Origin of the sequence: Hymenobacter cellulosivorans (assembly GCF_022919135.1) — a bacterium.
GTDB lineage: Bacteria > Bacteroidota > Bacteroidia > Cytophagales > Hymenobacteraceae > Hymenobacter > Hymenobacter cellulosivorans.
The window spans coordinates 4,528,827-4,545,812 of the sequence record NZ_CP095049.1 but is presented as its reverse complement, the minus strand read 5'-3'; the positions used below and the strand labels follow the sequence as shown (position 1 = coordinate 4,545,812).

Annotated in this window: 14 protein-coding genes; 6 read left to right on the top strand and 8 right to left on the bottom strand. The window is 59.9% G+C overall.

What is annotated here, in order from left to right; genetic code table 11:
* The first annotated feature begins 64 nt into the window (after nt 1-64).
* The gene (locus tag MUN80_RS19290) at nt 65-712 is read left to right on the top strand and encodes a chloramphenicol acetyltransferase (RefSeq protein WP_244715374.1); all 648 of its coding nucleotides are present in this window, start codon (nt 65-67) and stop codon (nt 710-712) included.
* A 311-nt stretch (nt 713-1,023) separates the two neighbouring features.
* Here MUN80_RS19290 and MUN80_RS19285 read toward each other — a convergent pair whose 3' ends face one another.
* The 5 genes from MUN80_RS19285 to MUN80_RS19265 form a co-directional block, all read right to left on the bottom strand.
* Complete coding sequence (locus MUN80_RS19285) at nt 1,024-2,316, bottom strand: anthranilate synthase component I family protein (RefSeq protein ID WP_244715372.1); 1,293 nt, start codon at nt 2,314-2,316, stop codon at nt 1,024-1,026.
* A 48-nt stretch (nt 2,317-2,364) separates the two neighbouring features.
* Entirely contained in the window at nt 2,365-3,927 is a 1,563-nt protein-coding gene (locus tag MUN80_RS19280) for a tetratricopeptide repeat protein (protein ID WP_244715370.1), read from the bottom strand.
* Nucleotides 3,928-4,008: 81 nt separating this feature from the next.
* Nucleotides 4,009-4,761: a zinc ribbon domain-containing protein gene (locus tag MUN80_RS19275; protein ID WP_244715368.1), complete on the bottom strand. Its 753-nt coding sequence runs from the start codon at nt 4,759-4,761 to the stop codon at nt 4,009-4,011.
* Nucleotides 4,751-5,851 (bottom strand): Nif3-like dinuclear metal center hexameric protein, encoded by a 1,101-nt coding sequence (locus MUN80_RS19270; protein WP_244715366.1) that lies wholly within the window; start codon nt 5,849-5,851, stop codon nt 4,751-4,753. Before MUN80_RS19270 ends, MUN80_RS19275 begins: the two co-directional genes overlap by 11 nt.
* 122 nt (nt 5,852-5,973) lie before the next feature.
* Nucleotides 5,974-6,672 carry a uracil-DNA glycosylase family protein gene (locus MUN80_RS19265; RefSeq protein ID WP_244715364.1) on the bottom strand — a complete coding sequence of 233 codons (699 nt, stop codon included), beginning with the start codon at nt 6,670-6,672 and terminating at the stop codon, nt 5,974-5,976.
* Between the two features lie 164 nt (nt 6,673-6,836).
* Between MUN80_RS19265 and lpxK the strand changes: the two genes are divergently transcribed.
* The 4 genes from lpxK to MUN80_RS19245 all read left to right on the top strand — a co-directional run bounded on the left by lpxK (nt 6,837) and on the right by MUN80_RS19245 (nt 11,100).
* Nucleotides 6,837-7,892: a tetraacyldisaccharide 4'-kinase gene (lpxK, locus tag MUN80_RS19260; RefSeq protein ID WP_244715362.1), complete on the top strand. Its 1,056-nt coding sequence runs from the start codon at nt 6,837-6,839 to the stop codon at nt 7,890-7,892.
* Entirely contained in the window at nt 7,885-9,900 is a 2,016-nt protein-coding gene (locus tag MUN80_RS19255) for a putative porin (RefSeq protein ID WP_244715360.1), read from the top strand. Before lpxK ends, MUN80_RS19255 begins: the two co-directional genes overlap by 8 nt.
* Before the next feature lie 41 nt (nt 9,901-9,941).
* The gene (locus MUN80_RS19250; protein WP_244715358.1) at nt 9,942-10,553 is read left to right on the top strand and encodes a MiaE family protein; all 612 of its coding nucleotides are present in this window, start codon (nt 9,942-9,944) and stop codon (nt 10,551-10,553) included.
* 88 nt (nt 10,554-10,641) lie between these two features.
* Nucleotides 10,642-11,100, top strand: coding sequence for a hypothetical protein (locus MUN80_RS19245; RefSeq protein ID WP_244715356.1), 459 nt, complete (start codon nt 10,642-10,644; stop codon nt 11,098-11,100).
* Between the two features lie 107 nt (nt 11,101-11,207).
* Here the strand turns inward: MUN80_RS19245 and MUN80_RS19240 are convergent, their stop codons facing one another.
* From MUN80_RS19240 to MUN80_RS19230, 3 genes are all read right to left on the bottom strand, one after another.
* Complete coding sequence (locus MUN80_RS19240; RefSeq protein ID WP_244715354.1) at nt 11,208-13,055, bottom strand: glycoside hydrolase family 2 protein; 1,848 nt, start codon at nt 13,053-13,055, stop codon at nt 11,208-11,210.
* Between the two features lie 257 nt (nt 13,056-13,312).
* Nucleotides 13,313-14,098, bottom strand: a complete 786-nt coding sequence (locus MUN80_RS19235; RefSeq protein ID WP_244715352.1) for a DUF6252 domain-containing protein — start codon at nt 14,096-14,098, stop codon at nt 13,313-13,315.
* A gap of 124 nt (nt 14,099-14,222) precedes the next feature.
* Nucleotides 14,223-15,500: an asparagine synthetase B gene (locus tag MUN80_RS19230; protein ID WP_244715351.1), complete on the bottom strand. Its 1,278-nt coding sequence runs from the start codon at nt 15,498-15,500 to the stop codon at nt 14,223-14,225.
* A 238-nt stretch (nt 15,501-15,738) separates the two neighbouring features.
* On the opposite strand from MUN80_RS19230, the gene MUN80_RS19225 reads away from it, so the two are divergent.
* The gene (locus MUN80_RS19225; RefSeq protein ID WP_244715349.1) at nt 15,739-16,977 is read left to right on the top strand and encodes an ABC transporter permease; all 1,239 of its coding nucleotides are present in this window, start codon (nt 15,739-15,741) and stop codon (nt 16,975-16,977) included.
* Nucleotides 16,978-16,986 lie beyond the last annotated feature (9 nt).

Below are 16,986 nucleotides of genomic sequence, written 5' to 3'. Positions count from 1 at the left end.
TAGAAAAAGGGAAAAACCAGGTTACAGAGTCATGCGGCGGGTAAAGTTACCGAACTTGCCGCCCATGAAACAGCTGATTGACCTACAAACCTGGAACCGGCGGGAGCATTTTGCCTTCTTCGGCGCTTTTGAAGAACCGTTTTTTGGCCTCGTAGCGCCAGTAGACTGCACCGGGGCCCAGGCCGAAGCCAAGCGCCTAGGCGTGTCGTTTTTCCTGTACTACCTCTACCACGCGGTGCAGGCCGCCAACGAAGTGCCCGAGTTCCGGACCCGCATCGAAGACGGGCAGGTGTACCGCTACGACCGGGTACACGCCTCGGCTACCCTGGGTCGCTCCGACCACACCTTCGCCTTTTCCTTTATCGAGCAGCACGATGAGCTAGCCGGATTTGTGGCTGCCGCTCAGGCCGAAATCGAAGCCGTGCAAAACAGCTCCGGCCTGCGCCTGAGCAACACCACTGCCCGCGTCGACGTGCTGCACTGCTCGGCTATCCCATGGGTGCGCTTCACCGGCCTGACCCACGCCCGCAGCTTCCAGCACCCCGACAGCTGCCCCAAGATTTCCTTTAGCCAGCTCTACGAGGAGAACGGCCGCACCTACATGAACGTGGCCGTCAACGTGCACCACGCCCTGGCCGACGGTTATCACGTGGGTCAGTTTCTGCAAGCCTTCGAGCAAAGACTTGCCGTGAATGAGCGAATGAGCGATTAAGTGAGTTGTCGTTCGGCTGGTGCGGCGGGCATCAGAGGTATATTGCCAAGCCGCCGCTTCTACTCGCTGGGGCTTGTAATGCGTAGAGAAATGGCCCACGAATAGAAGCGGCGGCTTGCAGCGCTACCAAAAGTGCTTCCCGAGTAGGCGGGGAGGGCTACATGAATTGCAAAAGCCTCTTCTGAGTACTCGGGAGGGGCTTCACGACTTGCAAAAGGCCTTCCCGAGTACTCGGAAGAGGCTTACCAAACTCCAAGAATGCCTCCCGAGTAGATGTAGCGCCGTTGGTGCAGAATGAACGGTAAACTCACTCATTCGCTCATTCGCTCATTCACCGTAGCTCCCAGCACCTGGAGCAGGGCGCGGGCCTTGAGCAGGCATTCGTCGTATTCACGCTCCGGTACCGAATCGTAGGTGATGGCCGAGCCGACCTGGAAGCTAAGGTAGCCGGTGCCGGCGTGGTACTGCAGGCTGCGAATAATGACGTTGAAGTCGAAGTCGCCGCTGGGGGTGAGGTAGCCCATGCTGCCGCTGTACAGGCCCCGTTTGGTGCGCTCATAGTGCTCAATGAGCTCCATTGCCCGGATTTTGGGGGCGCCCGTCATCGAGCCCATCGGGAAAGTGGCGCGCAGCATATCAACCAAACCGAGGCCGGGCCGAGCCTGGGCCTGCACGGTGGAAATCATCTGCCAGACGTGACGAAAAGGGTAGAGGCCGAATAGCTCGGGAACCTGGACGGTGCCGGTTTGGGCCACGCGGGCCAGGTCGTTGCGCACCAGATCCACAATCATCAGGTTTTCGGCCCGTTCTTTTTCGTCGTGCAGGAGGTGCTGGCGCAACTGCGCGTCCTCGGCGGGCGTGGCCCCGCGCCGGATGGTACCTTTGATGGGCTGGGAAACCAGCTGCGGGCCTTTTTTCTGCAAAAACCGCTCGGGTGAGGCGCAGAGCAGGTACCGGTCCTGCCACTTGTAAAAGCCCGCAAACGGCGTGGGTGAAGCTTCCAGCAGGCGCAGAAAAGTTTCGACGGGCTCCAGGGTTACTTGCTCGGCGTAGAACTCCTGGCACAGGTTCAGCTCGTAGACTTCCCCGTTGAGAATGTCCTCCCGAATGGCTTCTACGGCGGCCAGGTACTCTCCCTTTGGCAAGCGGGGCCGCATGGTTTTTACCTGCGCAGGCGCCTCAGTCGGCACTTCAGTAGCAAGGATGGCCTCCAGTACGCCCACCGTATCCCCCTGAATTTCCACACCATCCGGGCGCCAGCACAGCCAGGTGTCGGGCGCGAAGAAATGCAGCGCGGGCCATTGCAGCCCATCAAAATGGCGGCTGTGCAGGGCCTCCACCTCATTTTTTACGTCGTAGGTCACGATGCCGCAGCGCGGACCAGTGGCGGATTGCGCCAGCCAGGCTTGTAGCTCGGGCAGGCTAGCCGGCGACGCCTGCGGGGCCTGCGCCACAGCCAGCAACTGCTCAAAGGCGCCCTGCGGATAGTCCAGGCCATTAGCTTCATAGTAGGCGCAATACGCAAACTGCGCGGCCCAGTGCAGGGCGCGGGCCCGAAACTCGGCCGGGGCGGGTAAGGAGCCAAAAGAAACGAAAACAGCCACGGGCAGGAAGAGAGGAACGGGAAAACAGGGCCGCAAAAGTAACCCCCGCTACCGAACCTTAGCCGCGGGCAGTCCGGCTAGCGCCACTTTAGCCTTGGCGTCGGTGCTGTTCTTATACTCGTGCTTGGGCGAATCGAGCACTTTCTGGAAGTAAAGTCGGGCCATGTTTAGCTGCCCCTCGGCCTGGCAGAGGTAGCCCATCTGCAGCGCCGACTGCGGCCCGAAGTAGTAGGGAGCCTTGCCCGCCAGCGCAATGGTGCGAGTATAATACAGGCGGGCCGAGTCGAGGCGGCCCAGGCCCTGATAGGCCCGGGCCCGGCGGTAAGGCTCTTCGAGCCGGTCGCGCAGTAGTCCGCCCGCAGCCGTGAAGCCGCGCAACGTGGCCAGGGCCGGGCGGTAGTAGCCCCCGTCAATCTGCAGGCGGGCCCGGGTCAGGGTGCGGTTCAGCGGAACCCGGTCCTCAAAAAAGCGCTGGGCATAGGCATCTTCCTCCACTACCGTACGGCCCCCCTGGTTTATTTGCTGGCGGTACCGCTCGGCAGCTTTGTCGTCGCCACTCAGCCAGGAAGCCAGGTACAGCTTAAAAGCAGCATCCTTGCGGTAGTGCGTGCCCGGGTAGTCCTGCAAAAACTGCTGGTTAGCCCGCGTCGAAGCCGCGTACTGGCCCTGGTAAAGCAGTAAATCGGCGGCCATGTGGTGCAGGTAGGGCACGCTCAAATAGCCCGGGCCGGTGGGCCGGCTGCGGTAGGCAGCCAAGGCCGCGTCGGTGCGGTGCAGGCGCTTATTGAGGCTGAGCAGCAGGTAGGAGTAAAGCAGGTTATCCGGCTGCTGGGCGGCGAGCTGCTGCACGAGCCGGGCCGATTCTTCACCTTTCTTGAAGTAGGTTTCCTGCACCAGCGCCAGAATAATGCGGGCCTCTGGCTGAAAGTCGTTGGGCTTTTGAGCCGCCAGACCCAGATTCTGCACCCCGGCGGCCACGCTGCCCGGCAGCCCAAGCAGCTTCAGAAACCACCGGTAGCCTTCGGGCACGGAGCCAATCATAAACTGACACATGCCCAGGGTTTTGCGGGCCGGAATAAAGTCGGGGTAGCGCTGCACCACTGCCTGCATCTGCTGGTAAGCCTGGCGCAAGCTCCAGGCCCCCTGGATTTCGTGCTGGTACGTAACCTGGGCCGCGGCTTGGTGCAGACGGATTTCGGCCCGGGCAAACTCGCGTAGCGGCCCGGGCTCCCGCAATTTTTCCAGCGCCGCCAGCCGCCGGTTCTGGGCCGCCACTACGGCCTCGTAGCGGCTGGCGTCCTGCCGGATCATGAGCTCGGTAAAGTCGATACAGTCGGCCACAAGCAGCGTGCCGGCGCTGGCAGGGGCTCGTTTGGCTTCTTCCAGGAGTAATAGCCGGGCCGGCTCTATGCGCAGCTTGAGCAGCTCGGCGTAGGCCAAGCGGGCGCCAGGTGTCAGGTTGCCAGCGGCTGCATTAGCCGCTTCCGGGGCCTGCGTGGCCGCCGGCTCGTGCTGGGATGGGCCAGCGGCGCACAGAAGCACGAGCAGCAGCCCCAGCAGCAGCCGGAGTCCGGAGAAAGGGAGAGCGGAAGGAGCTGGAATGTGAGCCACGGAAAAGCCAGAGCAAATAAAAAAGGAACGACTGGTGGGCCGTTCCTTTTTGGGGTGCGTTCGAAAAACGAAGCGCGGAAATTAAGCCGGCTGCTTCACGTCCACGTCGGCCAGAACCCGGCCGCAGTGCTCGCACACGATGATTTTCTTGTGCGAGATGATGTCGGCCTGGCGCTGAGGCGGTACGGTGTTGAAGCAGCCGCCGCAGGCGTCACGCTTCACCATTACCACAGCCAGCCCGTTGCGGACGTTGCCGCGGATGCGGGTGTAGGCCGTCAGCAGGCGCTCCTCGATGGGCTTTACGGCGTTTTCACGCTCGTCGAGCAGCTTTTTCTCGTCGGCTTCGCTTTCGCCGATGATAGTCTGGAGCTCGGTGTTCTTGTTGGTCAGATCTTTCTTGCGCTCATCGAGGCGCTGCTTGGTGCCGGCGATGTCGTTGTTTTTCTGCTCAATCTGGTACTGGGCCTCCTTGATTTTCTTTTCCGAAATCTGGATTTCCAGGCGCTGCAGCTCGATTTCCTTGGCAATTGCCTCGTATTCGCGGTTGTTGCGCACGTTTTGCTGCTGGTCCTCATACTTCTTGATGAGGCCTTCGGCGTCTTTGGCGTTCTGCTTGCGCTGCTTGATTTGGTCGTTCAGGGCTTGAATTTCCTCGTCAAACTTGCTCACGCGCACCTCATAGCCAGCAATTTCGTCTTCCAGGTCGCGCACTTCTTCGGGCAGGTCGCCGCGGACGCGCCGAATTTCGTCGAGCTGCGAGTCGAGGCGCTGCAGGTTCAGAAGGGCTTCCAGCTTACTGGCGACGGTGGTTTCCGTGGAAGGATTAGAAATCATAACGGACAGGGTTGGTGAGGGTCTCAGCGATTAAGACCGCAAAAGTACTTTTAAAGTTGGCCGTAAGCAAATCCCGGAAGATTTCCCCGGTAAATTGCTCACTTTCGAAGTGCCCTACGTCGCAGAGCAGCAACTGGCCCTCGGCCCCAAAGTACTCGTGGTACTTCAAATCGCCGGTGACGTAGGCGTCGGCCCCGGCCCGACGGGCATTGCTGATCAAAAAGCTGCCGGCTCCGCCGCACAGGGCTACTTTTTTGATGGGACGGTCAAATTCGGTGTGTTTAACTACAAGTACGCCCAGGGCCGAGCGCAGGCGTTGCCGGAACTCGGCCGGCGACAGGGCTTCGGGCAGTTCGCCGATCATGCCGGATCCCACATCCTGGTGCGAATTTTCCAGTTTTACGAGCTCATAAGCCACTTCCTCGTAGGGATGCGCGGCCCGCAATGCCCGCAACGCCGCGCCTTGCAGGTGCAAGGGCAGCAGCACTTCCACGCGTTCTTCCCGCACTTTTTCCGGCTGGCCCGGCCCGCCAATATACGGGTTGGTGCCGGCGCCAGGCGTGAAAGTGCCGGTGCCTTCCACCCGGAAGCTGCACTCCGAATAATGACCGATCTGACCCGCCCCAGCCGCATATAGAGCCTGCAGGACGGCCTCGGTGTGGGTGGTGGGCACGTAAGTGATGAGCTTGCCTAGCGTACCGCTTTTGGGGTCGAGGATGCGCAGGTTTTCCAGGCCTAATTTTTCGGCCAACTTACGGTTTACGCCCGGCAGTACATTGTCGAGGTTGGTATGGGCCGCGTAAATGGCCACATCGTTCTTGATGGCCTTAATCAGGGTCTGCTCTACTTCATTGGCTCCGGTCAGGCGCTTCAGAGGCCGAAACACCACCGGATGATGAGCTACCACCACGTTGCAGCCCCGCCGCAGGGCCTCGTCGATAACGGCCGGAGTGCAGTCGAGGGCAATGAGTACGCCCTGCACCGCGGCCTGCGGGTCGCCGCACTGCAGGCCGGCATTGTCGTAGGATTCCTGGTAGGCCAGGGGCGCCACACGTTCCAGGACGCGGGCAAGGTCAGCTACGGTCGGCATTTTGAGAAAGTAGGAATGGTGAGTTTTGAAGTAGGAATTGGGGCGGTTGCCGGGGTGCAAATTGAGAGTTTCAACTCAATTTGGCAGTCAACGGCTCCTGTTTATCGGCTGTCAAACCTGAATTAGTCTTTGCCATTCACCATTTCCCGGGCTTCGTGCAGCACTTCCACGTAGCGGTCCACGTGGTGGGCCAGTTCCCGGCGCTTGTACTGCATCAGGTAGCGCGGGTGGTCGAGAATGTGAATCTGGTCGAAAAGCTGCAGCTCCGCATTGAGCCGCAGCAGGTGCTGACCATTGCGGCGACCCAGGCATACAGCCACCGGCCGGGACAATCCTACCTCCAGTACCTGCTGATTTAGTGAGAGAATCATATCCGGATCTAAAGCTTTGGTTAGCGCTGGCGAGTCATAATAATTGTAGTTGCGGCCGTGGCGCAGCAGCACCAGCGGGTAAAGGGACCCCAGGAAGAAATCCTGGTAGAAAGCCGCTGGCCCGCCTAGCGCAGCTATTACTTCGTACACGAATTGGCTCGACAATTCGCGGTGCCGGGGCAGCTCGTTGGCAATGTCGCAGACGTCGGCTAAAGCCACCGGGTCGGTGAAAGCCACACCGGTGCGGCCGTGGCCGAGGCGGCCCGGATTGATACCCAGCAGCGCCACCCGGGGCCGGTTGTCGTGGTAATATTGCCGGGCAAAGCGGGTAAACAGCGTCAGCGGCGTATTTTCCTGGTACGGGCTCAGGGCTACTGCCTCGTCGGGCAAAGTAGCAGGAACGGGAAACGTGGTCAGAAAATGTAGCAGGCGGTCAGCAAAGGTGGGCATAGGCAGTAGGGCGTAGAATTTGGGCATACGCAGAAGCCGCGCGGTCCGGTCGGGTGGCCCGGTTAGCTGCGGCGGACCCGAATAGCAGCCCGGTAGCTCCGCCAGGTTTCGTAGCTTGGCGAAGTAGGCGTACTTTTGTGGCTCTGCCTTGTTGCCGCCTTCTTATGCCTCATCCGTTAGCCTTGCTGCTGTTGCCCTTCGCTTGGCTGTACGCCGCGGTGCTGGGTGTGCGCAACTGGCTATACGACAAGGGTATAAAAGAAACCGCGCGGTTTGCAGTGCCCGTTATCAGCGTAGGCAACCTGCGGGCCGGAGGCACGGGCAAAACGCCCCACGTGGCTTGGCTGGTGCGCCAGTTGCAGGCGGCCGGGCAGCAGCCGGCCATTCTGAGCCGGGGCTACGGCCGCCAAACCCGGGGCTATATCGAGGCCGATGCTGCGGCTACGGCCGCTACCATCGGCGACGAGCCCCTGCAGCACTACCAGGACTTTCGGGGCCAGGTGCCGGTTGTCGTGTGCGAAAACCGGCGGACGGGACTGGAAAATCTGCTGCGGCAGGAACCGGCACCCTCCGTCGTGGTGCTCGACGATGCCTACCAGCACCGCCGCGTGCAGCCTACCCTGAATATTCTGCTGACCGAGCAGCAACGGCCTTTCTACCAGGACTACGTGCTGCCGGCCGGCCGGCTGCGCGAAAGCCGGGTCGGGGCCCGTCGGGCCGATGTGGTGGTCGTAACCAAGTGTGAATCACTTCTGAACGCGGCCCAGCAAGCCGCTATTACCGCCTGGGTGCGGCGCTACACCCGGCCGCGGGTGCTGGTGCTGTTTTCGACCTACGCCTACGGGGCGCCGGTAGCGGTGGGTGGTACCGGGCAGGTCGGAAGTCCGGAAATCGTGCTGCTGACCGGCATTGCCCAGCCGGGTCCGCTGCTCGACTATCTGACCGGGGCGGGCTACCAGATTGTGCACCACGCCGCTTTTGCCGACCACCATGCCTTTACTGCCGCTGATATTGCGGCCGTAGCCAAACAATTACAACCGGGTCAGAGCGTTTTCACTACTCAAAAGGACGCCGTCCGGCTACTGGAGCCTGCTCTGCAGGCGGCCGTGGCAGCTCTGCCCATCTTTTATATTCCCATCCAGGTCGAGTTTCTGGCCGATGGGGCTGCCCAGTTGCAGCAGTTGCTTTCTTCCTTATTTCAGCCCCACGCTGTTGTCTGATCTGCTCGTTCCGTTGGCTTCCTTCCGCTTTTTTCACCGCGTTTCCTTTGTTCTGCTGCTCGGGCTGCTCCTGTGGCCGGCTCTGCTGCGGGCCCAGGTCCTCGACGACTCCACCAAAGTCATCTACGGGGCCAAAACCACCCGGGTCCTGTACGAGGCCGACATCATGCGCGAGCAGTACGAAGGCCGGGTTATCGATACTACGCTTACCAATCAGGTGCGCGACCGGTACTGGTTTCACGATACGACCTTCCAGCAGGATCTGGGCAACATCGGGACGGCCTCGCGCCGCCTGCTCTGGGAGCCCAACAACGGCATTGGGGCCCGCTACGGCCGCACTGTGTTTGACAAATTTGCCCGCAATTCGGCTGAAATTCCTTACTACGATACCCGTTCGCCCTTCACGTTTTTCCGCTTTATCCAGAGTGCTGTGGGTGAGCAGGTGTTCGAGCTGTCGTACTCGCGCAGCCTGGGCAGAAACCTGAACGTGGGCCTAGCCTACGAGCGGTTTGCCTCCCGTAAGGTCATAGCAGCCAACGGGCGGGAAAACTTAACTGAGCACAGCAACGTGCTGTTGTTTGCCCGCTACCAAACCCAGGACGACCGGTACCACGCCCTGTTCAACATCAATACCGCCCGCCACCGCGTCCCCGAGCAGGGTGGAATTAGCTACGGCCCCACGGATAGAATTGAAGAAGGCGACCGGAAGGGCGCCCCCCGCCCGGGCAGCCTGTTCGGCTACGATCTGGAGGATGTCCGGCTGGAGCGGTCATTGAACATTGATGATCGGGACGAAATCCGGCTGGTGCAAACCCTGCGGCTGCTGGGCCGGGGCCTGACGGCCTACCACATCTTCGACTGGAAGCGGCAGTTCAACAACTACACCGACCGGCCTCGCAACGGCCCGTTGCCCGTCAATGCCACCACCGGTCTGCTTCAGTTTTACAATTCGGAGCCCCGGCTGAACGCCAACCTGACCAACGACCGGTCAGAATACCGGCAGCTGGAAAACGAAGTGGGCGTGATGGGCCACACCCCGGCCGTAGGCTACCGCCTCTACGGGCGCTACCGCAACGCCAATTTATTTACCAAAAACGTCCAGAATCGCTACTTGAGCCGCGGCGACTCAATTCCTTACCAGCTGCGCTACGGCCAGATTTTTCTGGGCGGCACGGCCAGTTTCCGCTACCGCGACCTGGTGGCCGTGGAAACGGCTGGCGAAATCCTGGGCCCGCAGGTGGCCGGAGACCAGAGCAAAGCCTTTAGCGAATACTGGTTCCGGGGCACGGCCCGGCTGGGGCCCCTGAGCGGCGAGTTTTACAGCTCCTCGTATTCGCCCACGCTCACCCAGCAGCGCTTCGAGGGCAACCACTATGCCTGGGACCACACCCGCAACTCCGGGGCCGAGTTCCAGAACACGCTGGTTAACCAACTAACTGGCCGGCTCAACCAGCAGCTGGGGCGCCACCACCTCGAGGCTTCGGGCAGCTTCGTCACCATCAACGACCTGGTGTACTACAACCAGGCTGCCGTGCCGGCCCAGCTCGATGAGGCCAAGGTGCTGCTTATTGGCACCTTGCGGCACCGCTTCAACCTGGGCAAGTTCTTCTTCGACAACCTGGGGACCGGTACGCTGGGCGGGGAAGACGAGGGGCTGCGCATTCCCAAGCTGGTCGCCAATAGCCGGGCTTACTACCAGGGCTACCTGTTCAAGAAGGCCATGTTCAGCCAGATTGGGGCCGATGTGTATTTTCAGTCGCGCTTCAAGGGCTACGACTACAACCCCACAACCCAGCAGTTTTATCTGCAAGACCACTTCAGCATCCGTAGCTACGCCGTGGCCGACGTGTTTTTGGTGACGGATATTAAAACTGTATCCGTATTTTTGAAGATGGCTTACATCAACCAGGGGCTCTACAATACTGGGAACGGCTACTTTGCTACCCCGCTCTACACGGGGCTGCCCCGCCGTTTTCAGTTCGGGATTCGGTGGCAGTTTTTTGATTAAGGTAGATAACGAATCCAGCGTCCGGCGGCGCTTTGCATAATATGGAACCCTTCGAACCCAAGGAAAAAACCATTCTCAAGCTCAAACTCAATACCGACCCACGGTGGGTGGATATTGCCAGCAAAAACATTGAGGATATTCTCGTCGACCACGCTTACTGCGAGCAGAAGGCGGCTAGCACCGGTATTTCCCTGATTGTGAAGTACCCCGAGAAAACCCGCCTCGTGGACGAGCTTACCGCCCTAGTGGCCGAGGAGTGGGCCCACTTTGAGCGGGTGTTGCTCGAGCTGCGCAAGCGGGGCTTCGAGCTGGGCCCGCAGCGGCGCGACGAGTACGTGGTGCAGCTCATGACCCACGTGCGCCGTGGCGACCACCGCGACCGGCAACTGATGGATATGCTGCTGGTGTCGGCCCTGATTGAGGCCCGCAGCTGCGAGCGGTTTAAGCTGCTGTGGAAACACATTCCCGATCCTGACCTGAGCAAGTTTTACTACGAACTGATGGTTTCGGAGGCGGCCCACTTCGTGAGCTACGTGGATCTGGCCAAGGAATACCGCGACCCCAAGGAGGTAGACGCCCGCCTGCAGGAACTACTCAAGATTGAGGGTGAAATAATTACCAACCTGCCCGTGCGCGATGACCGGATGCACTAGCCGGATTTATGGCCGGAATATTGGTAATGAAAAAAATAGCAGTTGCTGCTGTTCTGCTTATTAACTAAAACGTTTTACTTTACTGACCATGAAAGTACTGTATACCCTGCTCCTGTTATTTACCTCTGTCGTTGCCTTTGGGCAAACGAGTCCGGCCTCGGTCAACTTCTGCGGACAGGATTATCCTCTCCCGGAAGGTGCCACGCTGGTGTCGTCGTACGAGGTGAAGGCCGACAAGTTTGACCTGATGCTGATGTACCTCAATCCCGCGGACCTGCGCAACGGGGCCCCGGCTGATTACACCAAACAACGAATGAAGAAGCTAAAAGGCAAGGACTTACAGGAAATGGCCTGCTTTATTCAGGGCACCCCAGCCAAGGCCTTCAAGTTTAGCCACCCCACCGAGACGGGAACATCCTACGAGCTTCTGGCCTACGGCATAACCAAGGGGCAGCCGGTGATGATTCAGCTCACGCTCGACGTGGACCCCTACAATAACGTCGAGATACCCGAGTTTCCGCGGCAGTTCGTGCACTTCGATAAGTAGAAGGCGGCAGTCAGGTCCGGGTTCAACGATAAGTACAAAAAGCCCGGCTGCTACAGGCCTGTAGCAGCCGGGCTTTTCTATGCCTCGGAAAATTGACACCAGGAGTGCTAGCGCGGCCCTTCAAACTGGCGGGAGTTGAGCAGGCCCGGCGGCACCGACAATTCGCCGGTGTGCGGGTCGATTACGCCATTGCGCTCATCCTCAATGTTGGTGGCTTGGGTATACACGTCGCCGGCAATGGAGCGGGCCCGCAGTTCCTGTTTAAACTGCCGAATCCGCTCGGTGCGCTCTTCCCCGGCTTGGGGGCCGCCGTAATCGGCAAAGCCAAAGCCGCCCCACTCACTGACAATCAGTGGTTTCTGGCGGCGGTAGAAAAACGCGTCGCCGATAACCAGCGGAAAAGCCGCCACGCCGATCATTTCCCCAGCCACGAGCCGGTCGAGCAGGTCGCGCCAGCGGGGCAGGTCGGGCGTGTAGAGGTGGGCCGTGAGCAGGTCCGACTTCAAACGGCCTTCCTGGGAAATATGCTGCCAGCCGTCGTTATCGACCACCAGAAACTGCGGATGCTCGATCTGCATGTAGTGGTAGGTGTCGGTGATGTAGCGCCGGGTTTCGGGGTTGGTGGCAATGTCCTGGCAGCCCCAGTCCTCGTTATACAGGCTCCAGATAACCACCGACGGGTGGGACTCAATCAGGGCCAGCATGCGCAGCAGTTCCTCTTTATGGTTTTGGCGGCTGCGCGGGCTAGAGGTGTGCGGGCTCGGCACTTCCACCCACAAGAGCAGGCCCAGTTCGTCGGCTAGGTTGTAGATGCGCGGGTCGACGCCGGCAATGTGTACCCGCACCAGATTGCAGCCCAGCTTCTGCATGGCGTGCATGTGGCGCTGCATTTCCTCGTAAGTAGCCGTGCCGGGCTGGTAGAGGATGCCGTCGAGGTAGGTAGGTTCGTTGTTCAGGTATACGTGCTTACCCCGGGACTCGATTTTACGCAGGCCGAAGTGGGTTTCAATCTGGGCCGCGTAGCCTTCCGAGTCCACGAGCTGGGCCACGAGCTGGTAGAGGTTGGGCGCTTCCGGGGACCAAAGCCGGGCGCCGGGCATCTCCAGCACCACGCGCTGCTGCCGCTGCCCGGCTTCCAGGCGCAGGGGAAAGTCGGAAGTATAGAGGGGAGGCGTGCCGTTTTTGCGGCCCCGCTCATATACCTGCAGCCGCAACGTATACAGGCCTGGGTCGTGAATACGAGTGGTGATGTTGAAGCGCACGAGCTGGTCTTCTACCACGCTGTCGACGCCCACGCGGGAGCGGAGCCGGTTGCGCTCCACCATTTCCAGCCACACGCTGCGCACGGCCCCAGTATAGGTCTGGTACCAGATACCGCCGCGCTTATAAATGTGTGACTCCTGCTTGCCCCGGGTAGTTTCGGCGTCCATCGTGTCGGCAATGCGGACGGTGAGCCGGTTGACCAGATGCAGGTTTTCTTCCCGCAGCTCGTAGGAAAACGAGGTATACTCGCCGTAGTGCACGTCTTCGCCCTCGATGGTGCGCAGCTGCCGGCCGTTGAGCCACACCCGGGTTTCGTAGCCGCAGGCCCCGAAGGTGAGCTGAAACATGGAGCGCAGCAGGGGCTCCTCGACCTCGGGCAGGGTAAACTCCCGCTCGTACCAGGCTACCACCCGATCCTGCCACTGCGTAGGCTGGCTCTGGCCTTTGGCCTGGGCCATGTGCGCCTCGATGGAGCCGGGCCACTGGGCTTTGTATTCATAGTTGTGCCCCAAATACCATCCATCCCGCAGGCCCCGGTCGTCGGCGTCGAGGGCGAAGTTCCATTCCCCGTCGAGCAGGGCGTGGTTATTCAGGCGTAGTACGGCCCGCGGCAGCGGGTTGGGCATCTCCTCAATCGGTTTGGTTTCTTCCTGGCTGGCCGAGAGGCCATAGTTGATGTGCTCTAGGTTCATACGAGGGGCGTTGGTGCAAAAAGCAGCTTTGTGGCCGTAGCTAGGCGGGCCATGGTTGTTTGGTATACGGGGAGCTTACGGGATTTAGTTTGTCGAAGCAACGGTTCGGTTCAAACAATATGCCCGAGCCCGCACTTCCCGTTGGCCATCCCGCCCCGTGATGTAACTGCCAAAAGCCCCACTAGGGTATCCAGCGGGGCTTTTGGCAATTGCGCCGGAACCCAGCAGGCTCTCTCGGCTACTGGCGGCTGGGCTGTTTAGTATGTTACGTTGAAACGGCCGTTCGTTACCGCTACGTCCTCATACCCAAGGGTAAGTGGGGTACCCACAAACTCAAACGTCCCGGCGACGGTGCGGGCATTTTCGTCGAAGCTGGTTATTGTGATTGTGCCTCCCGGTTTGCCAGGAAAACCTGTAACATGCCTGATCGGGTTGCCATTAGCATAGGACGTAAAATCGGCGAAGAGGTAGTCGGACGTTTCTAGCGGGTATGTGCCCACGCCTTTGAAGGGAGCGGCAGTGCCAAACCCCTCCCCGGGAATAACCAGGCTGACTTGTTGCCAAACCGAGCCCAGACTGGTGGTCCCGGTCAGAATCATGCTCGATTTACGGATGCTTCCATAGTAGAGTGTGGCGGAATAGGAGGTAGAGCCCACATTCCACGTCATCATACCCCGAATTTTGCCATCCCGGACCGAAACGATGCGGCCCACTGATACCGAGCGGCCGGGTTCAGCTGTTACTTTCACCGGGTCCGGATTCACATAGCCCGTTACGGAACGGAATGTCAGGGTATAGACACCGGCGGGTAAGCTGGTTAAGCTAAACTGGCCGGTAGTACCATCCGGTGTCGCCTCAAACGTGCGCCCGTCAGGGCCTGTCGCCGTCACCAGCTGCAGCGCATGAGCCGGAGAAACGGTGCCCTCTACTATTCCGGTTGTAGGTTGGGCAATATCTTCTTTAGAGCAGGCAAGCAGCACAAACGGCAGGCATAGGCTCAGCCACAGCAGCAGAGCACGAAACCGGGGAACGAAGTACATCATGGATAGGGAAGAGTTAGCTTAGTATAGAAGGGCAAGTAAAGTAGGGCAGTAGGCCGGTAATAAAAAAGCCTGCTGCGGACTGCAGCAGGCTTTTTTATTACCGAATTCAGAAGGGCCCTATGGCTTAGGTCTTTTGCTTTTTCTTCTTGGCCGCCGGAAACAAGATATTATTCAGAATCAGGCGGTAACCAGGCGAATTGGGGTGCAGCGCCAGGTCGGTGGGCTCTTCCTCCACCAGGTGCTGGTAGTCTTCCGGGTCGTGGCCGCCATAAAAGGTCCAGGTACCCTTGCCCAGCGTGCCGTGCATGTAGCGCACTTCTCCCGAGGCCTTGTTGTCGCCCATCACCACCACGTCCGACTTGATGAGCTGCTTGCGGAAGGCGGTGGTCTGGCCCATAAAGCCCTTGATGGTTTTTTCGTGGTTCTGGGTCAGCATGGTCGGCACCGGGTCGTACTTGGCCGAGAAAGTGAAGAGCTGGAAATAGTCGTTGTCCTCGTACACGCCCCGCTCCCCGGGCTGCATGTCGATATTGGAGTACTCGTACTGATACGGGTCCCGCACGATCTGGAAATCCTTAAAAGCCAGGGTGCGGTTGAAGTTGAGCTTGGACTGGGCCGTGGGGTCGGCCGGGTCGCCGTCGTACATGCTTTCCACCATATCCAGGCCCAGGCCGGCCAGGGCAATGTCGTAGGTGTCGGTGGCCGAGCACATGGCAAACTGGAATCCGCCGCCGGCAATGAATTCCTGCATCTTGGTCACGACGGCGCCCTTCATCTGGCTTACCTTGTTGAAGCCGTGGCGTTTGGCGGCAGCCTCCGCGTCGCGCTGCTGCTGCTGGTACCAGGGCCGGTTGCGGTAGGAGGCATAGAACTTGCCGTATTCGCCGGTGAAGTCCTCGTGGTGCAGGTGCAGCCAGTCGTACTTGGGCAGCACCCCGTTGAGCACGTCGTCGTCGTAGATTTCGGTGTAGGGAATTTCGGCGTAGGTCAGCACCATCGTCACCGCGTCGTCCCAGGGTTGCTTGCCCTTGGGCGTGTACACCGCAATTTTGGGTGCCTTCTCCAGCTTCATGATGTCCATGTTGGCGTTGGGGTCGGCAATTTGCTGCAGGATGCTGCTGTACTGGGCTTCGGAAATGACCTGGTAGCTGATGCCGCGCACGGCCAGCTCATTCTCCAGGCCCTGGGCCGCCTCGCAGGCAAAGCTGCCCCCGCGGTAGTTCAGCAGCCAGTCGACTTCCACCTGCCGGGCCAGCAGCCAGTAGGCAATGCCGTAGGCCTTCAGGTGCTCTTTCTGCGCCTGGTCCATCGGAATAAAAACGTGGTTGGCCCAGGCTGCGGCCGGGCCACCAAGCCAGAGAGCCACCAGCAGCAGCAAAGGCAAAATTCGCTTCAGCACCATCGGGTTCTGCTAAGTCAGGGAAGAAGGGGTACAACAACCGTACAACAAACCGACGCAGAGAATTCCGTTGGGGTTGCCAGGGTGGGCCGGGCGGGCCTAAACAAATGTAGCGAAACGGCCCGGAGTTTGCCGGAAACGGGTTACCTTGCGGAGCCCGTGTATGGCTTAAAATCGGTGTTTAAGCCCGATAAAGCCAGTTTTAGCTTTTTACTTCCGGTCGATTTTATCCTTAGCTGCTATGCACCTGCTCGAAAACATCAAGGAGGCGTTTCGCTCCATTCACAGCAACTTGCTGCGGACCGTCCTGACGGCCCTGATTGTGAGCATCGGTATCATGTCGTTGGTTGGCATCCTGACGGCCATCGACGCCATTAAGTATTCCCTGAACCAGACGTTTGCCAGCCTGGGCGCCAATTCTTTCGAAATCAAGGCCAAGGGCTACTTTAACCGCATGCGGCGCGGCGGGGTGCAGGACAAAGTGTATCCGGCCATTACCTACCTGCAGGCCCAGCAGTACAAGGAACAGGTCGGCGACGACGGGCAGGTTGGTATTTCCGCCTTCATTGCCGGGGCGGCCGAGGTGAAGTCTAACGGCAAGAAAACCAACCCGAATATGAGTGTGGTGGCCGGCGACGAAAACTACCTCCAGATTCAGAACTACAACCTGGCCCGGGGCCGGGCCTTTTCGTCGATTGAGCTAGAAAACGGCACTAACGTGGCCATCGTAGGCAAGGAAATTACCGACAAGCTGTTTCCCAACCAGAGCCCGGTCGATAAGTACATCTACCTGCTGGGCCGCCGCTTTCAGGTGGTAGGCGAGCTGGAAAAAAGCGGCTCGACCATGGGCGGGGGCGGAGCCGACCGGATGGTGCTGATTCCGTTGGAAACCGGCAACCAGATGCCCCGGCAGCGGGCCCTGACCTACGACGTGAAAACGGCAACACTGGAGCCTGAAAACTTGGCTTATCTCACGGGGCAAGCCACCGGCATCATGCGCGCCGTGCGCCACGACCAGCTCGGACAGGAAGACAGCTTCGACGTGGAACGTAGCGACTCGCTGGCCGGCAAGCTCGACTCCCTCTCGGGTAACCTGCGCGTGGGGGGCGGCTTAGTGGGCTTCATTACCCTGCTTGGGGCCAGTATTGCCCTGATGAATATCATGATGGTATCGGTGACCGAGCGCACCCGCGAAATCGGGATCCGCAAGGCTCTGGGCGCCACTTCCCGCCAGATTCGCCAGCAGTTCCTGATTGAGGCCATCGTAATCTGCGTGATGGGCGGTTTGCTCGGCATCCTGCTCGGCGTCACGATGGGCAACTCGATTTCCCTGCTCATCGGCGAAGGCGCCTTCTTGGTGCCCTGGTTCTGGATGACGCTGGGCCTGGCCATCTGCATTGCCGTGGGCTTGGCCTCGGGCTACTACCCGGCCAGCAAAGCCGCCGGCCTCGACCCGATTGAGTCTCTGCGCTACGAATAAAGCGTTACT

What these genes read in the sequence shown, in the direction of transcription:
- MUN80_RS19225 (WP_244715349.1), top strand. Translation starts at nt 15,739, where the DNA reads ATGCACCTGCTCGAAAACATCAAGGAGGCGTTTCGCTCCATTCACAGC.
- lpxK (WP_244715362.1), top strand. Translation starts at nt 6,837, where the DNA reads ATGCCTCATCCGTTAGCCTTGCTGCTGTTGCCCTTCGCTTGGCTGTAC.
- MUN80_RS19270 (WP_244715366.1), bottom strand. Translation starts at nt 5,851, where the DNA reads ATGCCGACCGTAGCTGACCTTGCCCGCGTCCTGGAACGTGTGGCGCCC.
- MUN80_RS19245 (WP_244715356.1), top strand. Translation starts at nt 10,642, where the DNA reads ATGAAAGTACTGTATACCCTGCTCCTGTTATTTACCTCTGTCGTTGCC.
- MUN80_RS19290 (WP_244715374.1), top strand. Translation starts at nt 65, where the DNA reads ATGAAACAGCTGATTGACCTACAAACCTGGAACCGGCGGGAGCATTTT.
- MUN80_RS19265 (WP_244715364.1), bottom strand. Translation starts at nt 6,672, where the DNA reads ATGCCCACCTTTGCTGACCGCCTGCTACATTTTCTGACCACGTTTCCC.
- MUN80_RS19230 (WP_244715351.1), bottom strand. Translation starts at nt 15,500, where the DNA reads ATGGTGCTGAAGCGAATTTTGCCTTTGCTGCTGCTGGTGGCTCTCTGG.
- MUN80_RS19235 (WP_244715352.1), bottom strand. Translation starts at nt 14,098, where the DNA reads ATGATGTACTTCGTTCCCCGGTTTCGTGCTCTGCTGCTGTGGCTGAGC.
- MUN80_RS19250 (WP_244715358.1), top strand. Translation starts at nt 9,942, where the DNA reads ATGGAACCCTTCGAACCCAAGGAAAAAACCATTCTCAAGCTCAAACTC.
- MUN80_RS19240 (WP_244715354.1), bottom strand. Translation starts at nt 13,055, where the DNA reads ATGAACCTAGAGCACATCAACTATGGCCTCTCGGCCAGCCAGGAAGAA.
- MUN80_RS19275 (WP_244715368.1), bottom strand. Translation starts at nt 4,761, where the DNA reads ATGATTTCTAATCCTTCCACGGAAACCACCGTCGCCAGTAAGCTGGAA.